Origin of the sequence: Streptomyces sp. NBC_00459 (assembly GCF_036013955.1) — a bacterium.
Classification (GTDB): domain Bacteria; phylum Actinomycetota; class Actinomycetes; order Streptomycetales; family Streptomycetaceae; genus Streptomyces.
In genome coordinates, this window is record NZ_CP107903.1 from 6,250,645 (window position 1) to 6,272,827 (window position 22,183).

At 70.0% G+C, this 22,183-nt stretch carries 19 protein-coding genes and 1 pseudogene; 13 read left to right on the forward strand and 7 right to left on the reverse strand.

The window, feature by feature from the left end:
* Window positions 1-6: 6 nt before the first annotated feature.
* From OHN74_RS27650 to OHN74_RS27660, 3 genes are all read left to right on the forward strand, one after another.
* Window positions 7-1,323: an N-acylneuraminate cytidylyltransferase gene (locus tag OHN74_RS27650; protein ID WP_327697288.1), complete on the forward strand. Its 1,317-nt coding sequence runs from the start codon at window positions 7-9 to the stop codon at window positions 1,321-1,323.
* 12 nt (window positions 1,324-1,335) lie between these two features.
* Window positions 1,336-2,271 (forward strand): N-acetylneuraminate synthase family protein, encoded by a 936-nt coding sequence (locus OHN74_RS27655; RefSeq protein ID WP_327697289.1) that lies wholly within the window; start codon window positions 1,336-1,338, stop codon window positions 2,269-2,271.
* Between the two features lie 98 nt (window positions 2,272-2,369).
* Window positions 2,370-3,605: a hypothetical protein gene (locus tag OHN74_RS27660; RefSeq protein ID WP_327697290.1), complete on the forward strand. Its 1,236-nt coding sequence runs from the start codon at window positions 2,370-2,372 to the stop codon at window positions 3,603-3,605.
* 66 nt (window positions 3,606-3,671) lie between these two features.
* Here the strand turns inward: OHN74_RS27660 and OHN74_RS27665 are convergent, their stop codons facing one another.
* Complete coding sequence (locus tag OHN74_RS27665; protein ID WP_327697291.1) at window positions 3,672-4,058, reverse strand: VOC family protein; 387 nt, start codon at window positions 4,056-4,058, stop codon at window positions 3,672-3,674.
* A 40-nt stretch (window positions 4,059-4,098) separates the two neighbouring features.
* A complete protein-coding gene (locus OHN74_RS27670; RefSeq protein WP_327697292.1) occupies window positions 4,099-4,806 on the reverse strand; it encodes a class I SAM-dependent DNA methyltransferase in 708 nt (235 codons plus the stop codon).
* Window positions 4,807-5,121: 315 nt separating this feature from the next.
* On the opposite strand from OHN74_RS27670, the gene OHN74_RS27675 reads away from it, so the two are divergent.
* Window positions 5,122-6,378: an amidohydrolase gene (locus tag OHN74_RS27675; RefSeq protein WP_327697293.1), complete on the forward strand. Its 1,257-nt coding sequence runs from the start codon at window positions 5,122-5,124 to the stop codon at window positions 6,376-6,378.
* Between the two features lie 48 nt (window positions 6,379-6,426).
* Here the strand turns inward: OHN74_RS27675 and OHN74_RS27680 are convergent, their stop codons facing one another.
* A complete protein-coding gene (locus OHN74_RS27680) occupies window positions 6,427-7,137 on the reverse strand; it encodes a DUF6445 family protein (RefSeq protein WP_327697294.1) in 711 nt (236 codons plus the stop codon).
* 650 nt (window positions 7,138-7,787) lie between these two features.
* On the opposite strand from OHN74_RS27680, the gene OHN74_RS27685 reads away from it, so the two are divergent.
* From OHN74_RS27685 to OHN74_RS27710, 6 genes are all read left to right on the forward strand, one after another.
* Complete coding sequence (locus OHN74_RS27685; protein WP_327697295.1) at window positions 7,788-8,852, forward strand: BMP family lipoprotein; 1,065 nt, start codon at window positions 7,788-7,790, stop codon at window positions 8,850-8,852.
* A gap of 201 nt (window positions 8,853-9,053) precedes the next feature.
* On the forward strand, window positions 9,054-10,604 hold the full coding sequence (locus tag OHN74_RS27690) for an ABC transporter ATP-binding protein (RefSeq protein WP_327700301.1): 1,551 nt from the start codon (window positions 9,054-9,056) through the stop codon (window positions 10,602-10,604).
* The gene (locus tag OHN74_RS27695) at window positions 10,601-11,728 is read left to right on the forward strand and encodes an ABC transporter permease (RefSeq protein ID WP_327697296.1); all 1,128 of its coding nucleotides are present in this window, start codon (window positions 10,601-10,603) and stop codon (window positions 11,726-11,728) included. The genes OHN74_RS27690 and OHN74_RS27695 overlap by 4 nt, the downstream gene beginning before the upstream one ends.
* On the forward strand, window positions 11,728-13,014 hold the full coding sequence (locus OHN74_RS27700; protein ID WP_327697297.1) for an ABC transporter permease: 1,287 nt from the start codon (window positions 11,728-11,730) through the stop codon (window positions 13,012-13,014). Before OHN74_RS27695 ends, OHN74_RS27700 begins: the two co-directional genes overlap by 1 nt.
* Window positions 13,011-13,427, forward strand: coding sequence for a cytidine deaminase (locus OHN74_RS27705; RefSeq protein WP_327697298.1), 417 nt, complete (start codon window positions 13,011-13,013; stop codon window positions 13,425-13,427). The genes OHN74_RS27700 and OHN74_RS27705 overlap by 4 nt, the downstream gene beginning before the upstream one ends.
* 95 nt (window positions 13,428-13,522) lie before the next feature.
* Complete coding sequence (locus OHN74_RS27710; RefSeq protein ID WP_327700302.1) at window positions 13,523-14,806, forward strand: thymidine phosphorylase; 1,284 nt, start codon at window positions 13,523-13,525, stop codon at window positions 14,804-14,806.
* Between the two features lie 72 nt (window positions 14,807-14,878).
* Here OHN74_RS27710 and OHN74_RS27715 read toward each other — a convergent pair whose 3' ends face one another.
* Window positions 14,879-15,799: an AEC family transporter gene (locus tag OHN74_RS27715; protein ID WP_327697299.1), complete on the reverse strand. Its 921-nt coding sequence runs from the start codon at window positions 15,797-15,799 to the stop codon at window positions 14,879-14,881.
* Window positions 15,800-15,995: 196 nt separating this feature from the next.
* On the opposite strand from OHN74_RS27715, the pseudogene OHN74_RS27720 reads away from it, so the two are divergent.
* Window positions 15,996-16,205, forward strand: a pseudogene (locus tag OHN74_RS27720) (STAS domain-containing protein); the annotation flags it as partial.
* Between the two features lie 30 nt (window positions 16,206-16,235).
* Here the strand turns inward: OHN74_RS27720 and OHN74_RS27725 are convergent.
* Both OHN74_RS27725 and OHN74_RS27730 read right to left on the reverse strand, forming a co-directional pair.
* Window positions 16,236-17,282: a sigma-70 family RNA polymerase sigma factor gene (locus OHN74_RS27725; protein WP_327697300.1), complete on the reverse strand. Its 1,047-nt coding sequence runs from the start codon at window positions 17,280-17,282 to the stop codon at window positions 16,236-16,238.
* Window positions 17,283-17,598: 316 nt separating this feature from the next.
* Window positions 17,599-18,879, reverse strand: a complete 1,281-nt coding sequence (locus OHN74_RS27730; RefSeq protein WP_327697301.1) for an MFS transporter — start codon at window positions 18,877-18,879, stop codon at window positions 17,599-17,601.
* A 63-nt stretch (window positions 18,880-18,942) separates the two neighbouring features.
* Here OHN74_RS27730 and OHN74_RS27735 point away from each other — a divergent pair, with 63 nt between their 5' ends.
* Window positions 18,943-19,893, forward strand: a complete 951-nt coding sequence (locus OHN74_RS27735; RefSeq protein WP_327697302.1) for a LysR family transcriptional regulator — start codon at window positions 18,943-18,945, stop codon at window positions 19,891-19,893.
* A gap of 114 nt (window positions 19,894-20,007) precedes the next feature.
* On the opposite strand, the gene OHN74_RS27740 is transcribed toward OHN74_RS27735, so the two are convergent.
* On the reverse strand, window positions 20,008-20,769 hold the full coding sequence (locus OHN74_RS27740; protein ID WP_327697303.1) for an alpha/beta hydrolase: 762 nt from the start codon (window positions 20,767-20,769) through the stop codon (window positions 20,008-20,010).
* A gap of 155 nt (window positions 20,770-20,924) precedes the next feature.
* Here OHN74_RS27740 and OHN74_RS27745 point away from each other — a divergent pair, with 155 nt between their 5' ends.
* The gene (locus tag OHN74_RS27745; RefSeq protein WP_327697304.1) at window positions 20,925-22,133 is read left to right on the forward strand and encodes an adenosine deaminase; all 1,209 of its coding nucleotides are present in this window, start codon (window positions 20,925-20,927) and stop codon (window positions 22,131-22,133) included.
* The last annotated feature ends 50 nt before the right edge of the window (window positions 22,134-22,183 follow it).

The following is a 22,183-nucleotide window of genomic DNA, read 5'->3' on the forward strand; positions in this document are numbered from 1 at the left end:
CAGGCAATGTCCAACCCGGAGTCCAACCCGGAAGCGGGCCGAGCGACCGCGCGGCCCCGCGTGCTCGCGGTGATTCCCGCGCGCGGCGGCTCCAAGGGCGTGCCCGCGAAGAACCTGCTGCCTGTCGGCGGGGTCCCGCTGGTCGCCCGTGCGGTACGCGAGTGCCTCGCCGCCAAGCTGGTCACGGACGTCGTCGTCTCCACCGACGACCAGGCGATCGCCGCCGCCGCCCGCCAGGCCGGCGCCGAGGTCGTACTGCGCCCGGCCGCCATCGCCGGTGACACCGCGACCTCCGAGGCTGCCGTCCTGCACGCCCTGGACGCCCACGAGACGCTGCACGACACCAAGGTCGACGTGGTCCTGCTCGTGCAGTGCACCAGCCCGTTCATCATCCGCGAGGACGTCGACGGCGTCGTCAACGCGGTCGTGCACAACGGCGCCGACAGCGCGCTGACCGTCGCCCCCTTCCACGGCTTCATCTGGCGCGACGCCGCCGACGACCCGCAGCCGGTACCCGGCGAGCACACGGCCGTCGAGGGCGGCACCGGCTCCGTGGCCACCGAAACGGTGACCGTCGGCGGCGGCTATGGCGTAAATCACGACAAGTCCTTCCGGCCCCGCCGCCAAGACCGCCCCCAGGACCTCCTGGAGACCGGCGCCGTCTACGCCATGGACGCGACCGGCTTCCGCCGGTCGAAGCACCGTTTCTTCGGTCACACCGAACCCGTGCGCACCGACCCGGCCCGCGTGCTGGAGATCGACGACCCGCACGACCTCGCCCGCGCCCGGGCCCTCGCGACGCTCTTCGACGCGGAACGCCCCGGCGCCCTCCCGACCGCCGACGACATCGACGCGGTCGTACTCGACTTCGACGGCACCCAGACAGACGACAGGGTGCTGATCGACTCCGAGGGACAGGAATTCGTCTCCGTGCACCGCGGTGACGGCCTCGGCATCGCCGCTCTGCGCAAGAGCGGCCTCAACATGCTGATCCTTTCCTCGGAGCAGAACCCGGTCGTCGCCGCCCGCGCACGGAAGCTACAGCTGCCCGTGCTGCACGGCATCGACCGGAAAGACCTCGCGCTGAAGCAGTGGTGCGAGGAGCAGGGCATCGCGCCGGAGCGCGTGCTCTACGTCGGAAACGACGTCAACGACCTCCCGTGCTTCGCCCTCGTGGGCTGGCCCGTGGCGGTCGCAAGCGCCCACGACGTTGTGCGCGGCGCCGCACGCGCGGTCACCACCGTTCCCGGCGGCGACGGCGCGATCCGAGAGATCGCCAGCTGGATCCTCGGCCCCTCTCTCGACCCCCTCAACAAGAAGTAAGGAACCCCCAGAATGACCTCCACCCGCTTGCGCTCGTTCGGCTCGAAGACCGCCGGCCCCGGCCAGCCCGTCTACATCTGCGGCGAGATCGGCATCAACCACAACGGTGACCTTGAGAACGCCTTCAAGCTGATCGACGTGGCCGCCGAAGCCGGCTGCGACGCGGTCAAGTTCCAGAAGCGCACCCCGGAGATCTGCACCCCGCGCGACCAGTGGGACATCGAGCGCGACACCCCCTGGGGCCGCATGACCTACATCGACTACCGCCACCGTGTGGAGTTCGGTGAGGACGACTACCGCCAGATCGACGAGCACTGCAAGAAGCGCGGCATCGACTGGTTCGCCTCCCCGTGGGACACCGAGGCCGTCGCGTTCCTGGAGAAGTTCGACGTCCCGGCCCACAAGGTCGCCTCCGCGTCCCTGACGGACGACGAGCTGCTCGTCGCCCTGCGCAAGACCGGCCGTACGGTCATCCTGTCGACGGGTATGTCCACCCCGAAGCAGATCCGTCACGCGGTCGAGGTGCTGGGCAGCGACAACATCCTGCTCTGCCACGCGACGTCGACCTACCCGGCGAAGGCCGAGGAGCTCAACCTCCGCGTGATCAACACGCTGGAGAAGGAGTACCCGAACGTCCCGATCGGCTACTCCGGCCACGAGACGGGCCTGCAGACCACGCTGGCCGCGGTCGCCCTCGGTGCCACCTTCGTCGAGCGTCACATCACCCTCGACCGCGCGATGTGGGGCTCCGACCAGGCTGCCTCCGTCGAGCCGCAGGGCCTGGTCCGCCTCGTCCGTGACATCCGCACCATCTCCGAGTCCCTCGGCGACGGCGTCAAGAAGGTCTACGAGTCCGAGATCGGCCCGATGAAGAAGCTCCGTCGCGTCACCGGTGTCATCGCCGACGCCGAGGTCGCGGCTGCGGCGGGCGAGCCCGTCACCGCCTGATCCGCACCACTCAGCGGCTTCACCGGCGCCAGCCGGTGACCACTGTCGTCCACGCGGATCCCCCAGTCCGTACTCACGGAAGCGACGGTCGTACGTCGATGAGCCCACGCGCCGGTACCACCGGCCCCCAAACTCTCGCCTTCGTCGAGAGCCCGGTCCAGCTGCTCAACGTGCTGGAATGGGCGCATGTGCATGCGCACGCGCTCAGCCCGGAGGGGGCCGGCGGTCCGGCGTCGGCCGTTTCCGCCCGCAAAAGGGGCAAACTCTCCGGAAGGGTCCCCGGGCAGGCGTCGCGCCGCTGGCGCAGAGGCCAGAGTCGACCGGAGATCCACCGGGAACCCACCGGTGGCGGACTGACCCTGGTGGTTCTCTCCCCGGTCGACCCGATGACCCGGGGCCAGCTGCGCCGCATGGCCGAGCTCGCCCGCGAGGAGGGCCACGAGGTCCGCTGGGAGGACGCGCGGGCCGGAACCTCGGCCCCTTTCCGCACGATCGGCGGTCTCGCCCCCCTGCTGCGCAGGACGGAGCGGATCGTGATGGGGGACCCGTTCTCCCGCTACGTACAGGTACTTCTCAACATCACCAAGGCCCGCGACCTCGTCGTGGTCGACGACGGCACGGCGACCATGGAGTTCGTCTCCCAACTCGCGCGCGGTGAGCGCCTGGTGCGCTGGCACCGCAAGTCGCAGCGCCCCGGAGCGCGGGACCTGCTGTTCATCCCGGTGTCGTCGAAGGCCCGCCGCCGGCTGACCCCGGGCGGCAGACGCCGGGTCGAGATCTTCTCCTCGATGCCGATCGAGGACACCCCCAAGGGCGTCGAGGTCACGTCCAACGACTTCGCCTGGACCCGCTCCCGCTTCGGCCCCCCGCTCATCTCCGAGGGCGCCGACATGGTCGGCACGTCCCTTGTCGAGACGGGCGTGGTCGACGCCGACCGCTACCGCGACGCGGTCCGCACCCTGGCCAAGACCCACGGCGTGACGCGGTACTTCGCCCACCGCCGCGAGAGCGCCGAGAAACTCCACGACCTGGCGGCCTGCACCGGCCTTGAGGTGGTCCGCCCGGACCTCCCCCTGGAGCTGATCGCCCGCCGCGGCCCCATCGGCCGTACGATCCTCAGCTTCCCCTCGACGGTCGTCCACACCCTCCCGCTGGCCCTGGCCGGCACGGACGTCAAGGTCGCCGTCTGCGACATCGATCCGGCATGGCTCACGGCGAACGCGTCACCGCGGGCACAGGGTTTCCTCTCGGGCGTCACCGGGTCGGCCCGGGACGTGCAGCGCGTGTCGACGGAGTCGGGCCACCCGGCGAAGGAAGCGAAGGCGACGGGCTGACGCCCGATGCCCCGTCTCTGCTGAACACATCACGTCCTGGTGGCACGCCTCACCCCGTGACGCTTCTCACGGGGCCCGCACCACACAGAACTCGTTGCCCTCCGGATCCAGCAGGACCGCATGGTCGTCGTAGCGGGCGAAGACGGTGGCACCCAGCGTCCCGAGCCGGTCGAGCTCGGTGGTGAGATCGGGCGCCGACAGATCCAGGTGGAGCCGGTTCTTGACGCGCTTGGGCTCCGGGACGAGCTGGACCCACAGGCGGGGGCCGCCGTCCACCGGTTCCAGGAGAACCGTCGGGTCGTCCTCCGGACCGTCGATCCCCAGCCCGCGAAGACGCGCGAGTTCGGCCTCGTCGTACGGAGCGACGGAGTACCCGTCGAGTGCGGCGGCCCAGAAGCGGGCCAGTGAGGCGGGGTGGGCCGAGTCGACGACGATGTCGCGGAGGCGAGCCATACGCCCATGATGCGGGCGCGGGCGGAAGCCGTCCCCCGGGCTACGCCACCGGCTTGCGCGCCAGCAGATACGCGCGCTGCCGGGTCTCGTCCCCGTCCGGTTCGCGGACCGTACGCGAGTGCAGGGTCAGGCCCGCCTTCGCCAGGAGTTCGGCCACCCTGTCCGGTGTACGGAACCAGTAGTCCAGCGACATCTCGTGGCCGAAGCGTTCCGTGAGGTGCATGTGGTCGTCGTCGGGAGCCGCCTGGAAGCCGAGCAGGACATGACCGCCGGGGGCCAGGACGCGGTGGAACTCCGCGAACACCGTGGGCAGGGCGGCGTCCGGGACGTGGATGATCGAGTAGAGGGCGAGGACTCCGCCCAGGGTCTCGTCCGGGAGGTCCAGGGAGGTCATCGAGCCGACGTGGAACCGGAGTCCGGGGTGGGCCCGGCGGGCCAGCGCCACCATGCGCGGGGACAGGTCCACGCCGAACACCGGGACGCCGAGGGCGTGCAGTCTCGCGGTGACCCAGCCGGGGCCCGAGCCGATGTCCGCGACGGGCGCGGGGCCCTGCGCCCGCACCAGCTCGGCGAAGGCGGCGACGACGGCGCGGTCCAGGGGAAGGTCCGCCAAGTGGTCCGCGTATCGCTCTGTGTAGTCGGCGGCCATGGCGTCGTAGGACGCGCGGGTGGAGTGGAGGAAGTCCGGTGAGTCCGGTACGGCGGCCTGTATGGAGTCCGTGGCGGACACCTGGTTCGGAGCGGTCACGTGGGTGCACGTTACCCGGGAGCGGTGCGGCCGACGGGCCGTTCACGCGGGCGGCGTAGACCGTGGGCCGATGTTCATGTGCCGTGACCCCGGCCGTTTCGGTGGGTGGACAGTCCCGTCGGCGCGGTGGACGGCGTGGCAACCTGGACGCGGGTGGACGCAAGTGGCTGCCGGGAAAGGGCCGCTATTTTACCCATTCCAGTTCGTGAGTATGCCTCCGGCGGTCAGATTTTCTTCCTCTAACAGGTTGAAATTTTGTTGATCCTGGTCAGTTGACCGCCCGGGCGTCCTACCCTTCATGGGGTGAACCAATTGATGTCCCGAGAGTCCGAGGCCGATCTCCCCGGGGGAGCCGCGCTCGCCGGCACGCTGCCGGAGGCGTTGCGCGCCGAACTCGTCGCGTTCCGACGCGACCTGCACATGCACCCGGAGCTCGGCAACCAGGAGTTCCGCACCACCGCCGCGATCAAGGCACGCCTTGAGAAGGCCGGCCTCAAGCCGCGCGTGCTCGCCACCGGAACCGGGCTCATCTGTGACATCGGCGACATCGGCGTCGACCCCGAGGGCCGGGCCGACGGCACCGCCGTGCCCGTACTCGCCCTGCGCGCCGACATCGACGCCCTCCCCATCCCGGACACGAAGAGTGACTGCGCGTACCGCTCCACCGTGCCCGGCCGCGCCCACGCCTGCGGCCACGACGTGCACACCACCGTCGTCCTCGGCGCCGGGCTCGTCCTCGCCGAACTGCACCGGCAGGGCGCCCTGCCGCGGCCGGTGCGGCTGCTCTTCCAGCCCGCCGAAGAGGTGCTGCCCGGCGGTGCCGCCGACGCGATCGAGTGCGGCGCGCTCGACGGGGTGGGCCGGATCATCGCCGTGCACTGCGACCCGAAGGTCGACGCCGGGCGGATCGGGCTGCGCCACGGCCCCATCACCTCCGCCTGCGACCGCCTGGAGGTCTCGCTCGACGGCGCCGGAGGCCACACCGCGCGCCCCCACCTCACCACCGACCTCGTCACCGCCGTCGCCCGGGTCGCCACCGACGTGCCCGCGCTCGTCGCCCGGCGCGTCGACGCCCGCAGCGGGCTCTCCGTGACCTGGGGGCGGATCGAGTCGGGCCACGCCTGCAACGTGATCCCGCAGCACGCCGAGCTCTCCGGCACCGTCCGCTGCCTCGACCTCGACACCTGGCACCAGGCCCCCGACCTCGTCCACGCGGCGATCGACGAGATCGCCAACCTCTACCGGGCCAAGTCGGAGATCACCTACGTGCGCGGGGTGCCGCCCGTCGTCAACGACGCGGACGTCACGGAGCTGCTGCGCGACGCCATGACCGTCCGGCGTGGCCTCCACTCCGTGGAGGACACCGCGCAGAGCCTCGGCGGCGAGGACTTCTCCTGGTATCTGGAGCACGTGCCCGGCGCGATGGCCCGGCTCGGTGTGCGCAGGCCGGGGGAGCGGGGGGTACGCGACCTGCACCAGGGTGACTTCGACGCCGACGAGTACGCGATCACGGTCGGTGTGGAACTGTTCACCGCCGCCGCGCTGATCGACGCGCAGGAGCGACAGAAGTAGGAAGGCCGGGGAACGGTGCCTGCTGGGCGTCTTGTCTCCCGGAGGGGCTCACGCCATCCAGAAGAAGACGGCCGTCATCCGCTTCTCCTCCAGTGTCGTCCCGCAGTAACCGGTCGCGCTGTGCACGAGGTTGGCGTTGTAGAGGAGCAGGCGGTTGTACCTGTGCGGGACCCGGACGTCCTCCTCGAAGGCGTCCGGGGCGACGAACCGGGTGCCCAGCGCGTCGACCAGGTTGTTGTGCGGGGCCTGGACCGTGTTGCCGCCGAGCCGCCCGCCGGGCAGGGACTGGCGGAAGAAGCTGGTGCCGCAGTCCTTGGGGACGCCCGGGTTGAGGTAGAGCACTGCCGCGTACCGGCACAGCGACCGTGAGTCCGTGTGCGGGCGGGGCGTGCTCTCGCCCTCGCCCACCACCTGGACGCAGTTGTGGTTGAGGGTGCCGCCGCTGGGAGTCCTCTGCACCCAGAGTTCCTTCGCACCGGTCGCCCGCCTCACCAGCTGCTCGATCCGCCCCAGCTCGGCCGGTTCGAGACCCGGCATGGCCCGCAGCCCGGGCCAGCTCTCCGAGGTGTAGGGGTGGCCCTTCGTCCAGTCGTCCTTGGCGAGACACCGCTCGCGCACGGCGTCCACGCCGGGCAGGACATCGTCCAGGACCCAGTAGTCGCGGCCCTTGGTGGGCTTGCGGTAGGGCAGCACCGGGAGGGTGGGGCGGGCGGGGCGGGTGGCGGCGGCCCAGGGGGGAGGCGGTGGCTGTGGGGGCATGGGTCAGAAGGTAGGACGGGCCCAGTTTTGCCTTTGTCTGCACGCGGTCAATTTTCGCCCGGCTTCGGTCAATCTTCGGTCAGTGCACGTCTCTCCCGGCGCCCCTTGGCGTGCCCGGCTGGCATCGCTTCCCGCGTGTGCGCCGCTCGGGTTCGGCGCCGGGCGCCTTCCTGGGTCGGTCGGGTGATACTGGCAGGGCGAACTTCTCCCGTCGCCGTTGCGGGTGCCGTAGTCGCAGTCCTCGTAGCCCTCGCAGTCGCTGTGTCCGCCCGTGGCGGCCCGTCCGGTGGGTCCACCAGCGAGGGTGGCAAGAACCTGGGGCCGGCCCTGGCCTGCGACATCGCCGGGAAGGGCGACCGGTCCTCTCGAGCGGGCGGCGGCTCCTTCGGGAGCCGCTGCGTCGATTGGCGCAACACGGTTGTAAGCCAATCGTGCGCCATCGGAAACTGTCGGCGCGGAAGCCGTAAGAGCGCGAGTTCAGAAGGCGTTTGCCTCGAATCGATAACGGCTTCCCCATGGGTTATTTTCTGACATCTACGCGCGTTACGATGCCGCGAAGCCGACGCCACCAGGGCGTCCGGGCCCGAGCACTGGCATCGTGCTCACATGAAGCGCCGACACGGCGCTCAGGTCAGGTGAAGGAGCCTCCCGTGCGCCGGGTAGCCAAGCTTTCCGCTGCGTGTATCGCGACCGCAGCTCTCGCAATGACTGCCACTGCCTGTGGCAGCACCTCCTCCGAGAACGACAGCGCCTCCTCCTCGTCGTCGTCGGACGGCGCCAAGGGCGGCGTCAAGATCGGCCTCGCCTACGACGTCGGCGGCCGTGGTGACCGCTCCTTCAACGACTCCGCCGCGCGCGGCGCCGACAAGGCCGAGAAGGAGTTCAGCGGCTCCCTCAAGGAGCTGACCGCCAAGAGCTCCGACACCGAGGCCGACCGTGAGCAGCGCCTGACCGACCTGGCGGACGCCGGCTACAACCCGATCGTCGCCGTCGGCTTCTCCTACGCGACCTCGGTCGACAAGGTCGCCGCCAAGTACCCGAAGGTCAGCTTCGGCCTCATCGACGCGGTCGCGACCGCCAAGAACGTCGACAGCATCACCTTCACCGAGGAGCAGGGCTCCTACCTGGCCGGTGTCGCCGCGGCGCTGAAGACCAAGAAGGACCACGTCGGCTTCATCGGTGGCGTGGACACCCCGCTGATCAAGAAGTTCGAGGCGGGCTACGTCCAGGGCGTCAAGGACACCAACCCCAAGGTCAAGGTCGAGGTCCAGTACCTGACCCGCGGCTCCGACTTCTCCGGTTTCGCCAGCCCCGACAAGGGCAAGGAGGCCGCGTCCGGCCAGCTCGACAAGGGCGCCGACGTGATCTACAGCGCGGCCGGCTCCTCCGGCAACGGCGCGATCGAGGCCGTCTCCGGCGTCAAGGGTGCCTGGGCCATCGGCGTGGACTCGGACCAGTACAACATCCAGGGTCTGAGCAAGTACAAGGAGTCGATCCTCACCTCGATGGTCAAGAACGTCGACGTCGGCGTCTACGACTTCGTCAAGTCCGTCCACGACGGCACGCCGCTGACCGGCAACCAGGTCTACTCGCTCGCCAAGGGCGGTGTCGGCCTGGCCACCAGCGGTGGCTTCATCGACGACATCCAGACGCAGCTGGACGCCGCGAAGAAGAAGATCGTCGACGGCACCATCACGGTCAAGACCACCGTCTGACCTGACGGTTCCTGCGGGAACCCCGGCTCGGCGAGACGGTGCACCTCGACCCTCTCGCCGAGCCATAACAATGTGTCAACTCTACGCGTGTAGCATCGAGTTGCCGCGCTAGCGTCGCCGACGCCTGGCCTCCCCTATGCAGCCCCTTTCCCCCGAGGAGAGTGCGCCATCAACGCGTCCAGCCCTCCCGCTGCCGTCGAACTGCGCGGCATCACCAAGCGATTCCCCGGCGTCGTCGCCAACAAGGACATCGACATCACCGTCCGCACCGGCACCGTGCACGCCCTGTGCGGTGAGAACGGCGCCGGCAAGTCCACCCTGATGAAGATCCTCTACGGCATGCAGCAGCCGGACGAGGGCACCATCACGGTGAACGGCGAGACGGTCACCTTCCACAACCCCGCCGACGCCATCGCCCGCGGCATCGGCATGGTGCACCAGCACTTCATGCTCGCCGACAACCTCACCGTGCTGGAGAACGTCGTCCTCGGCGCGGAGAAGCTGTTCGGCATCGGCGCCAAGGCCCGTACGAAGATCAGGGAGATCTCCGACGCGTACGGCCTGAACGTCCGCCCGGACGTCCTCCTGGAGGAGCTCGGCGTCGCCGACCGGCAGCGCGTGGAGATCGTCAAGGTCCTCTACCGCGGCGCCAAGACCCTCATCCTCGACGAGCCCACCGCCGTCCTCGTGCCGCAGGAGGTCGACGCCCTCTTCGACAACCTGCGCGAGCTGAAGGCCGAGGGCCTCACCGTCATCTTCATCTCCCACAAGCTGGGCGAAGTCCTGTCGGTCGCCGACGAGATCACCGTCATCCGCCGCGGCACCACCGTCGGCACGGTCGAGCCCGCCGGTACGACTCCCAAGCAGCTCGCCGAGCTGATGGTCGGCAGCGAACTGCCCACTCCGGAGACCGAGGAGTCCACGGTCACGGACGTCCCGCTCCTGAAGCTGGACGGCCTGAGCCTGGCCCAGACCGACCTCGACGGTGTCGAGCGCGTCATCCTCGACGACATCTCCTTCACCATCCACAAGGGCGAGGTCCTCGGCATCGCCGGCGTGGAGGGCAACGGCCAGTCCGAGCTCGTCGAGGCGATCATGGGCATCCGCGACCCCGACGGCGGCACCATCGTCCTCGACGACACCGACATCTCCCACGTGCCCACCCGCCGCCGCCGCGAGGCCGGGGTCGGCTACATCCCCGAGGACCGCCACCGCCACGGCCTGCTCCTCGAGGCCCCGCTGTGGGAGAACCGCATCCTCGGCCACGTCACCGAGAAGCCCAACTCCCGCGGCCAGCTGCTCGACATCAAGGCGGCCCGCACCGACACCGAGCGCATCATCGAGGCGTACGACGTCCGCACCCCCGGCATCGACGTCACCGCCGGCTCCCTCTCCGGCGGCAACCAGCAGAAGCTGATCGTCGGCCGCGAGATGAGCCACGCGCCCAAGCTGCTCATCGCCGCCCACCCCACCCGCGGTGTGGACGTCGGCGCGCAGGCCGCGATCTGGGATCACATCCGCGAGGCCCGCCGAGAGGGCCTGGCCGTGCTGTTGATCTCCGCGGACCTGGACGAGCTCATCGGGCTCTCCGACACCCTGCGGGTGATGTACCGCGGCCGTCTGGTCGCCGACGCCGACCCCGCCACGATCACCCCCGAGGAACTGGGCTCCGCCATGACGGGCGCGGCCACCGGCCACCTGGAGCACACAGAGGCCTCCGGCCCGGAGAGCACAGAGGACGACGCCCGATGAAGAAGCTGACGCAACGCATCGACAGGGAGCGGCTGCTCCTCGGTATCGCGGCGCCGGTGCTGGCGGTCGTCGCCGCGCTCGTCGTCACCACCCTGGTGATCCTCGCCACCGGCAAGAACCCGGGCGCCGCCTTCAGCGACATGGTGACCTACGGTTCCGCCAGCGACAGCCAGATCTACATCCTGAACAAGGCGACGACGTACTACCTGGCGGGCGTCTCGGTGGCCATCGGCTTCCGGATGAACCTGTTCAACATCGGCGTCGACGGCCAGTACCGGATCGCCGCGTTCTTCGCCGCCGTCCTCGGCGGCGCGCTGACCACGCCGGGCTGGATCTCCATCCCGCTCATCATGCTGTGCGCGATGGTGACCGGTGCCCTGTGGGCGGCCATCGCGGGCATCCTGAAGGTGACCCGCGGGGTCAGCGAGGTCATCTCGACGATCATGCTCAACTCGATCGCCACCGCGATCATCGGCTACCTGCTCCAGCCCGGAAAGCTCGCCGAGCTCCAGGCAGGCGGCACGGTCGTCTCCACGACGCCGCTGCCGGAGTCGTCGTACTTCTTCCAGATCGACACCGGCGCCGCGGGCGAGCTGTGGGGCTTCATCGTCATCGCCGTGGTCGTCGGCATCGCCTACTGGTTCGTGCTCGGCCGGACCCGCTTCGGTTTCGACCTGCGCACCGTCGGCCAGTCCGAGTCCGCCGCCGCCGCGAGCGGTGTCTCGGTGAAGAGGATGATCGCCACCAGCATGGTGATCTCGGGCGCGGTGGCCGGTCTGATCGGCATGCCGACCCTGCTCAACGACAGCCACCAGTTCAGCAACGACTTCCCCGTGGGCATCGGCTTCACCGGCATCGCCATCGCGCTGCTCGGCCGCAACAACCCGGTCGGCATCGCCCTCGCCGCACTGCTGTGGGGCTTCCTGGAACGCACCACCAACCACCTGGAGTTCGAGGGCTACGACAAGGAGATCCTCGGCGTCATCCAGGGCGTCATCGTCCTGTGCGTCGTCATCGCCTACGAGCTCGTACGACGCTACGGACTCAAGCGCCAGCAGCAGCGGGTCGGCGCCGAGCTCGCCGCCCAGGCCGCAGCCCCGACCCAGAAGCAGGAGGTGGCGTGATGACTGCCACGATGACCGACACGCCGCCCCCCGCGGCACCCAAGGCGGGCAATGCCGCGCCCCGGTCGGGCCGTTCGCTCGGCCAGATCCTGATGATCGTCGCCGGAGCGCTGCTGCTCGTCGCCGCGGTCCGGGTCATCTCCGGATCCGACCAGCTCACCTCCGAGGGCCAGGTCTCCGCCGCGCTCAGCCTCGCCGTGCCGATCGGCCTCGCCGGCCTCGCCGGTCTGTGGTCCGAGCGGGCCGGTGTGGTCAACATCGGCCTCGAAGGCATGATGATCCTCGGCACCTTCGGCGCCGGCTGGATCGGCTGGCAGTCCAGCCCCTGGCTCGGCGTGGTGTGCGGCGTCGGCTTCGGTGTCCTGGGCGGCCTGCTGCACGCGGTCGCGACCGTCACTTTCGGCGTCGACCACATCGTCTCCGGTGTCGCGATCAACCTGCTCGCGCTCGGCTTCACCCAGTACCTCGCCAAGATCTTCTTCGTGGACGGCAAGGCGGCCGACGCGGGCGGCAACCCCAAGCAGTCGCCGCCCGTGGACTCGCTTCCCAGCTTCGACGTCCCCGGCCTCTCCAGCGGGCTGCACTCCGTCGAGAACCACCACTGGTTCCTGATCTCCGACATCGCCGGCATCCTCGGCGGTCTGGTCACCGACCTGTCCGTGGTGACGGTCCTGGCGATCGCGCTGTTCGTCGCCAGCTGGTGGCTGCTGTGGCGCACCCCGTTCGGCCTGCGTCTGCGCTCCTGCGGTGAGAACCCGGTCGCCGCGGAGTCTCTCGGCGTCAACGTCTACAAGTACAAGTACGCGGCCGTGGCCGTCTCCGGCGGCCTCGCCGGCCTCGGTGGCGCCTTCCTCGCGCTGGTCACCTCGCACACCTACCTGGAGGGCCAGACCGGTGGGCGCGGCTACATCGGTCTCGCCGCCATGATCTTCGGCAACTGGCGGCCCGGCGGTCTCGCCATGGGCGCGGGCCTGTTCGGCTACTCGGACGCGCTTCAGCTGCGCAGCGGCGGCGAGACCGTCCACGCGCTGCTCCTGCTGCTGTTCGTGCTCCTCCTGGCGATGGCCGGCTGGAAGCTCTACAAGAAGGCTCTCGTCCAGGGTGTCATCAGTGCCGTCGTGGCCGTGGCGGTCCTGGTCTGGTACCTGACCACCGACGAGGTTCCGAGCGACTTCGTGGGTGCCACGCCGTACGTCGTCACGCTGCTGGTGCTGTCGCTGTCCGCGCAGCGTCTGCGGATGCCCAAAGCGGACGGCATGCGCTACCGGAAGGGCCAGGGCAAGTGACGGCGGCCGAGTCCGCGAACGCCGAACCGGTCGACTGGGAGAAGCTGCGGGCGGTGGCCCGGGACGCGATGTCCCGGGCGTACGCCCCCTACTCCGGTTACCCGGTCGGCGTCGCGGCCCTGGTCGACGACGGCCGCACGGTCTCGGGCTGCAACGTGGAGAACGCGTCGTACGGGATCGGTCTGTGCGCCGAGTGCGGCCTGGTCTCCGAGCTCCAGCTCACGGGCGGCGGCCGGCTGACGCACTTCACGTGCGTGGACGGCAAGGGCGAGGTCCTCGTCCCCTGTGGCCGCTGCCGGCAGCTGCTGTACGAGTTCGGCGGCGCGACCCTGCTGCTGGAGACCCCGGCGGGCATCCTGCCCCTCTCGGAGATGCTCCCCCAGGCCTTCGGCCCGGACCATCTCACCAAGTAACTCCCGTACGGCCCCCCTGAGTTGGCGATCGCTCGGTCTCAGGGGGGCCGCACAGTTTCGCAGAACCACCGGAAGGAAGCCAAGCCATGACGATGCTGTCGATGGATGTCATCTCCGTCATCCGCACCAAGCGGGACCGCGGCGAACTCAGCGACGAGCAGATCGACTGGGTCATCGACGCCTACACGCGCGGTGTGGTCGCCGACGAGCAGATGTCCGCGCTCGCCATGGCGATCCTGCTGAACGGCATGAACCGCCGCGAGATCGCCCGCTGGACGGCGGCGATGATCGCGTCCGGCGAGCGCATGAACTTCGCCTCGCTGTCCCGCCCGACGGCCGACAAGCACTCCACGGGTGGCGTCGGCGACAAGATCACCCTCCCGCTGGCCCCCCTGGTCGCGGCCTGCGGCGCAGCCGTACCGCAGCTCTCGGGTCGCGGCCTCGGCCACACCGGCGGCACGCTGGACAAGCTGGAGTCGATCCCGGGCTGGCGCGCGCTGCTGTCGAACGAGGAGATGCTGCACGTCCTGGACACGACCGGCGCGGTGATCTGCGCGGCGGGCGACGGTCTGGCCCCGGCCGACAAGAAGCTGTACGCGCTGCGGGACGTCACCGGCACGGTCGAGGCGATCCCGCTGATCGCCTCGTCGATCATGTCGAAGAAGATCGCGGAGGGCACCGGCTCCCTGGTGCTGGACGTCAAGGTGGGCACGGGCGCCTTCATGAAGACCATCGAGGACGCGCGGGAACTGGCGTCCACGATGGTGGGCCTGGGCACTGACCACGGGGTCAGGACGGTGGCCCTCCTCACCGACATGTCGACGCCCCTCGGCCTGACCGCGGGCAACGCGCTGGAGGTACGGGAGTCGGTCGAGGTCCTGGCGGGCGGCGGCCCCGCGGACGTGGTCGAACTGACGCTCGCCCTGGCCCGCGAGATGCTCGACGCGGCCGGCGTGAAGGATGCGGACCCGGCGAAGGCGCTGGCCGACGGTTCGGCGATGGACGTGTGGCGCCGGATGATCGCGGCCCAGGGCGGCGACCCGGACGCCCCGCTGCCGACGTCGAAGGAACAGCACGTCATCAAGGCGCCGTCCTCGGGCGTCCTGTCCCGGCTGGACGCGTACGGCGTCGGCGTCGCCGCCTGGCGGCTCGGCGCGGGGCGTGCGCGCAAGGAGGACCCGGTGCAGGCGGGCGCGGGCGTCGAGCTGCACGCCAAGCCGGGCGACACGGTCACGGAGGGCCAGCCCCTGCTGACCCTCCACACGGACACCCCGGAGCGCTTCGAGTACGCGCTCCAGGCGGTCGAGGGCTCGTACGACATCGGCGCGGCGGGCACGGACTTCGCGGCGGCGCCGGTGGTGCTGGAGCGGATCGCCTGAGCCGGTAGCGGGGCGGAGCGAGCGTACCGGCGCCCGGGTGGGGGAGTGGATCCCCTGCCCGGGCGCATCCGCTCAGCCCAGCAGGGCCGCGACGACCACCAGCACGGGCACGGCGAGGATGGTCGACAGCAGGATCGACTCGCGGGCCAGGGTCTCCGCCACGCGATAGCGGCCCGCGTACGTGAAGAGGTTCTGGGCGGCGGGCAGCGCCGAGGTCACCACCACGTCGAGCAGGGGCGCGCCGTGCAGACCGAAGACCCCCGCACCCAGCGCCCAGGCGGCCACCGGCTGGCCCACCGACTTCAGGGCGACCGACAGCAGTACGGGAGTCCGCTCGGAGCCGCGCAACGGCCAGGTGCTGGCGGACAGCGAGATACCGAAGGCCAGCAGCACCGCGGGCACGGACATGTTGCCGATCAGGGTCAGCGGGTCCAGGACGGGCGCGGGAACGCCGAGCCCCGTCGCCGACACCAGCACCCCGGACAGCGAACCGACGGCGACGGGATTGCGCAACGGCGTGATCAACTGCCGCCACAGCGGGTGCTTCTCACCGGTGGTCGTCAGATCGAGGACGGTCAGCGCGATCGGTGTGACCACGATCGTCTGGAACAGCAGCACCGGCGCGACGAGCGAGGCGTCGCCCAGCACGTACACGGCGATCGGGATACCGAGGTTGCCGGAGTTGACGTAACTGGAGCAGAGGGCGCCGATCGTCGTACGTCCGGCACCCCAGCGGCGTACGACGCCCACCGCGATGAAGACACTCGCCGCCGCGATCGTGCTCAGCGCGGTGATCAGGAGCCGGCTGGAGAAGATCACCGACAGGTCGGCGCGGGCGAGCGTGGTGAACAACAGGGCCGGGGTGGCGACGTGGAAGGCGAGCTTGGTCAGGACCTCGCGTCCGTTGTCCCCGAGGTAGCCGCGCAGCCCGATGAGATAGCCGACGCCGATGACCACGGCGATCACCGCGAACCCGGTCAGCACGCCCTGCACGAGGCCTCCTTCGTGAGTCCGGAGGAGGGGCGGCCGTGGGGTATCACGGGCGGGGTCGGTTCGTGGGGCATACACGCAACCCTCCGGGGGAGGAGGGGCACGCGTCAAAGCGATCTCAACGGGTGGGCTTCGTCGGGTGGGCGACAGGTGGGCGATGAGTTACGGGCGCCCGTGCGGTCTACCGTTCGTGGACGCCATGACACCCGCTGTACTCGTGCTGGCCGGCCCCGTCACCCGTGAAGGGGTGGCGGGGCTGTGCGAGGACGTCCGTGCGCTGTTGGGGACCGACGGTGGTGATGGTCGTGATCCGGTCGTGGTGTGCGATGTGGCGGGGCTGGGGCCGCCGGGGCTGGGCACGCTGGAGCTGCTGGCCCGGCTCCAGCTGGCTGCCCGCCGGGCCGGAGGCCGGATATGCCTCCGGGACCCGGCGCCGGCCCTACTCGCCTTCCTCGACCTGGTCGGTCTCGGCTTCGACGTCGAGGTCGAGAGGGAGCGAGAGGGGGAGACCGAACAGCGGGAACCAGCGCTTGGTGTCGAGGAAGCAGTGGAACCCGGTGATCCGGCCGTCTGAGATCTCCAGCACCTGGACCGCCCAGGGGGAGTAGCCGCCCGTCTCCTCGTCCGGCTTGTACTGGGCGAAGCCGGGCAGTCCGTTGACGGCGACCGGCACGAGGTGCGAGCCCGCACAGGCGGCGCCGAGTGTCGTCATGAAGCCCGTGATGTCCTCCGGCCCGGTCAGCCACAGGTCGAACGGCGGCATCGTCATGACGGCGTCCTCGTGCAGCAGCGCGGTGAGCGCCGCCATGTCGTATCCCTCGAACGCGGCGACATAGCGGTCGAGCAGTTTCCGCTGCTCCTCGCTGAGCGGGTCGGACACGGCGGCATGGGCACCAACCCCGGCTACGGCGCTGTCGCGCTCGGCGAGGGTCGCCCGGGCCCGCTGGAGGGCACTGTTGACGGACGCGACCGAGGTGTCGAGAAGTTCGGCGACCTCGCTCGCCTTCCAGGCCAGCACCTCGCGGAGGATCAGCACGGCCCGTTGTTTCGCGGGCAGTTGCTGCAGGGCGGCCATGAAGGCCAGCCGCACGGACTCCTTGGCCACAGCGGCCTCCGCCGGGTCCTCGACGGTGGGCAGCACACGGGCGTCCGGCATCGGTTCCAGCCAGGTGTTGTCGGGGCGGGGGGAGAGGGCGGCCCGGGCGAGAGGGGTGGAGTCCGTGAGGTCCATGGGGCGGGCGCGCTTGTTGCCGGCGGTCAGCATGTCCAGGCAGACGTTCGTGGCGATGCGGTACAGCCACGAACGGAGACTCGACCGGCCCTCGAACTTCTCGTAGTTCCGCCAGGCGCGGACCATGGTGTCCTGTACGGCGTCCTCGGCCTCGAAGGAGGAGCCGAGCATGCGGTAGCAGTACCCGGTCAGCTCGACGCGGTGCCGTTCCAGTTGTACGTCGAGATCTGTCGCAGTAGCCGTACTGTCGCCCATCGCCAACCCACCCCATGGCTGCCTTCGTCGCCTCATCGCGACCCAACACGAAGAAGCTAGCGCAGCCCACTGACAACGGCCCGGGGAGTGGGAAAAGGTGCAGGTGAGAAGGGTTTCGCCCCCGCCGCCCCTACCCGTCCCATCCTGTTCCTGGGGGCTGCGCCCCCAGACCCCCCATCGCGCTGAGCGCGCTCGTCCTCAAACGCCGGACGGGCTGACAATCCAGCCCCTCCGGCGTTTGAGGAGCGGGGTCTGGGGCGGAGCCCCAGAAGGATGGGACGGGTAGGGGCGGCGGGGGCGAAGAAGGAAGCCTCGGTCACGCCGTCGCGGGCACCCGCACACTCCGCGCAGCCCGGGACCCCATCACCGTGACTGTCACCACGCCGAGCACCGCCAGAAGCCCCAACGCCACCGTCCCCGACCAGCCGCCCGCGTGGAACGCCACCGCTCCCAACGTACTGCCGGCGCTGGAGCCGATGTAGTACGCCGACTGGTACAGCGCCGACGCCTGAGCCCGCCCCACCTTCGCCGTGTGGCTCACCGCCGACGACGCCACCGCGTGCCCCGCGAAGAACCCCGCCGTGATCAGCACCAGGCCCAGCAGAACCAGCGCCAGGTCGTCCGACAGGGACAGCAGCAGGCCTGCCGTCGTCGTACCGCCGGCCAGGTACAGCGCGCCCCGCCGCCCCAGCCTGCCCACCAGCCTCCCCGCCGTCGACGCCGACACCGTACCCACCAGGTACACCAGGAAGACCGAGCCGACGATGCCCTGCGGCAGGCTGAAGGGCGCCTCCGTCAGGCGGTACCCGATGACCGTGTAGACCCCGCCGAACACCGTCATGAACAGCGCGCCGATCGCGTACAGGCGCCGCAGCAACGGGTTCGACAGATGCGTACGAACCGTGCGCGCCAGCACCCGGGGCCGCAGCGAGCCCTTGCGGAAGTGACGCGGCGCGGGGAGCAGCAGCCGGAAGGCCACCGCGCAGCTCACCGCCACGACGCCGATCACGGCGACCGCGACCCGCCAGCCCCACTCCTGCGCGACCCAGCCCGTGATGACCCGGCCGCTCATCCCGCCCACGCTGTTGCCGGCCACGAACAGGCCGATCGCCGTGATCAGCGCCTTGGGTCGGACCTCCTCGGCCAGATACGCCGTCGCCGACGCGGGCAGCCCGGCCAGCGCGGCACCCTGCACCGCCCGCAGCGCGACCAGCGCGCCCAGCGACGGGGCGAAGGGCACCAGCAGTCCGACCGTCGCCGCCACGGCCAGCGACCCGGTCATCACCGTTCGCCGACCGAACCGTTCCGACAGCGCGCTCATCGGGAGAACGAACAGGGCCAGCGCACCGGTCGCCGCCGACACCGTCCAGCTCGCGTCGCTCGCAGCCGCCCCGAACTCGACGGAGATCAACGGCAGCAGTGCCTGCGTGGAGTAGAGAAGGGCGAAGGTCGCGACACCCGCCAGGAAGAGCGCGAAGCTCATCCGCCGGTAGCCGGGCCCACCCGGGGCCATACGGGAGTCGACGACGGGGAGCGAGGGGAGCGACGGAGGGGCGGCGGCCACGATCGTGGCCGCCCCGGTACTGGCAGCAGGCATGCCTCGAAGTTACGTACGCCCCCGTTCATCCGTCCAATGCACGGAAACCCCATAATCGTTCCCATGGTGCATCAGCAGAGGTCAGCAGCCCGCCTGTCACCGTCCAGTGACACGGAAGACATTGTCACCGCCCTCGCCCCACGCCTGTCCTACTTCGCCGGAGTCGCCCGTACGGAGCACGTCACCCGCGCCGCCCAGGAGATGCAGGTCCCGCAGTCGACGCTCTCCCGGGCGATGGTCCGCCTCGAACAGGACCTCGGCGTGGATCTCTTCGCCCGCCGGGGACGGACCGTCTCCCTCACCCCCGCCGGCCGTACGTTCCTCGCCTCCGTCGAGCGGGCCCTCGCCGAGATCGAACGGGCCGCCGAAGAGGTACGCGCCGACGCCGACCCCGCCACCGGCAAGGTCGCCTTCGGCTTCCTGCACACCATGGGTGCCGAGACCGTCCCCGGCCTGCTGCACGCCTTCCGCGCCGACCATCCCCGCGTCCGCTTCACCCTCGTACAGAACTACGGCGAGGCCATGATCGAACGCCTGCGCTCCGGCGAACTGGATCTCTGCCTCACATCGCCCGTCCCGGACGCCCCCGATCTGGTCGCCCGCCGCCTGGACGAACAGAAACTCCGCCTGGTCGTCCCCGCCGACCACCGTCTCGCCACCCGCAGACGAGTCCGCTTGGCCGAAGCGGCCGAGGAAATCTTCGTGACCCTGGAACCCGGCTACGGCCTCCGCCGCATCACCGACGACCTCTGCCAGCAGGCCGGCTTCCGGCCCCGGATCGCCTTCGAGGGAGAGGAGGCGGAGACCTTGAGGGGCCTGGTGGCGGCAGGACTGGGGGTGGCTCTCCTCCCGCCTCCGGCAGTCCCACGCCCGGGAGTCGCAGAACTGACGGTCACGTCGCCGAGGGCAGCCAGGGAAATCGGGGTCGCCTGGCTCGACGGCCACCCGGACACCCCGCCGGTGGCCGCCTTCAAGCGGTTCCTCCTGGCAAGAAAGGGCAACCTGCTGCCCTGAGCACGGGCAACTTGTCATTCGGCCGAGGGCGATGCCGTGCTTTCAGGGGCGCGGGGAACTGCGCGACCAGCCACAGGCAACCCGCACTCCGAACTCGACCAGAACCCTCGAGACCTACCGCCGCAAAGACCGCCCGAACCCCGCAGCCAACGGCATCCTCAACCCCAGCGGCGGCGGAGCCATGAGCGCATCCTGCACAGGCCGGGAGAACCCCCGCCCGAACAGCACCCCCATCGCGAAGTCCTCGGCCAGCGCGTGCACTTCCTGCCGGTACTGATGCAACCCGTGCCCGTCCGAGTGCACTTCGAACCGGCAGATGTCCCGGTTCGCCTTCTTCGCCCGCGCCGCGAACCGGAACGACAGTTCGGGATCGGTGCGTGCGTCGTTCGTGCCGTGCACGATCAGCACCCGCCGTCCGGTCAGCTGCCGTACCGGTTCAGGCGGCGCCGCCACATCCTCCTCGGGCAGCCAGGGCGCCAGCGCCAGTACGGAGTTGACGGCCTCGTGGTCCGCCGCGTGCAGCGCCGCCCGGCCGCCCATGTCGACTCCGGCGAGGCACACGGAGACGTCGCCGTACCGTCGTACGACCTCGTCGACGGCCCATCGCGCGTCGTGCGCGAGCTGCGCCTCGCTGCCGTTCCAGCCGCGGTAGCGGTAGTGGACGACGTGCACGGCCAGTCCGTCCGTACGGCCCGCGCGGGCGAGCCGGCGGCCCAACGTCCTTACGGAGGCGGCCGCGAGCATCGGCGACGGCCTGCGGGTCGATACCTCGTCACCGCCGGGAAGCAGCAGGACCACGCCGCTGACCGACGTCGGCTCCGGGCCCAACGCCTTTCCGAGCCGGGCCTGTCGTACCGGCGTCACTTGGTGTGCCATGACAGAACAGTGTCAGAAGCACGGGTGTACGCCACCCGTCCTCGCGGTCACCGTTACGTATCGGCGGAAACGTACAGGCGAGGGCGGGGAGAAATGAGAGAAGAAAGAGAGAAGCGGGACAGGTGATCTACGCGCGTAGGAGTTAGAGTGCGGAAATGACGAGCCAGAGTGATCGGACGACGAGTCAGAAGACGGCCCAGAGCGCGTCCGGCGTGAGCACCCCGAGCCCCCGTCCCACCCCGGACCAGATCGCCCGTGCCCCCAAGGTCCTGCTGCACGACCATCTCGACGGCGGCCTGCGCCCCGGCACGATCGTCGACCTGGCGCGCGACACGGGCTACACCCAGCTGCCCCAGACCGACCCCGACAAGCTCGGCACCTGGTTCCGCGACGCCGCCGACTCCGGTTCCCTGGAGCGGTACTTGGAGACCTTCGCCCACACCTGCGCCGTCATGCAGACCCGCGACGCCCTCTTCCGGGTCGCCGCCGAGTGCGCCGAGGACCTCGCCGAGGACGGTGTCGTCTACGCCGAGGTGAGGTACGCGCCCGAGCAGCACCTCGAAGCGGGGCTCACCCTCGAACAGGTCGTTGAGGCCGTCAACGAGGGCTTCCGGGAAGGTGAGCGGCGGGCCCGGGAGAACGGTCACCGCATCCGGGTCGGCGCCCTGCTCACCGCGATGCGGCATGCCGCCCGCTCCCTGGAGATCGCCGAGCTGGCGAACCGGTACCGCGATCTGGGCGTCGTCGGGTTCGACATCGCCGGTGCCGAGGCCGGGTTCCCGCCCACCCGGCACCTCGACGCGTTCGAGTTCCTCAAGCGCGAGAACAACCACTTCACCATCCACGCCGGCGAGGCCTTCGGGCTCCCCTCCATCTGGCAGGCCCTCCAGTGGTGCGGCGCCGACCGGCTCGGCCACGGCGTGCGCATCATCGACGACATCCAGGTCCAGGAGGACGGCTCGGTGAAACTCGGCCGCCTGGCCTCCTATGTGCGGGACAAGCGCATCCCCCTCGAACTGTGCCCCAGCTCCAACCTCCAGACCGGAGCCGCCGCCTCCTACGCCGAGCACCCCATCGGGCTGCTGCGCAAGCTGCACTTCCGCGCGACCGTGAACACCGACAACCGGCTGATGTCGGGTACCGGAATGAGCCGGGAATTCGAGCATCTTGTCGAAGCATTCGACTACACGCTCGACGACCTGCAATGGTTCTCGGTCAATGCTATGAAGTCAGCATTCATTCCTTTCGATGAACGACTGGCGATGATCAATGACGTCATCAAGCCCGGATATGCCGAGCTGAAATCCGAATGGCTGTTCCGGCAGACCGCCTCCACCAGCGGTTCTGTCGAGACGCAGGACTGATCCGGGGGTCCGGGAAGCGGTCGGGTCGGTGCGACTCGACCGCTTTTCGA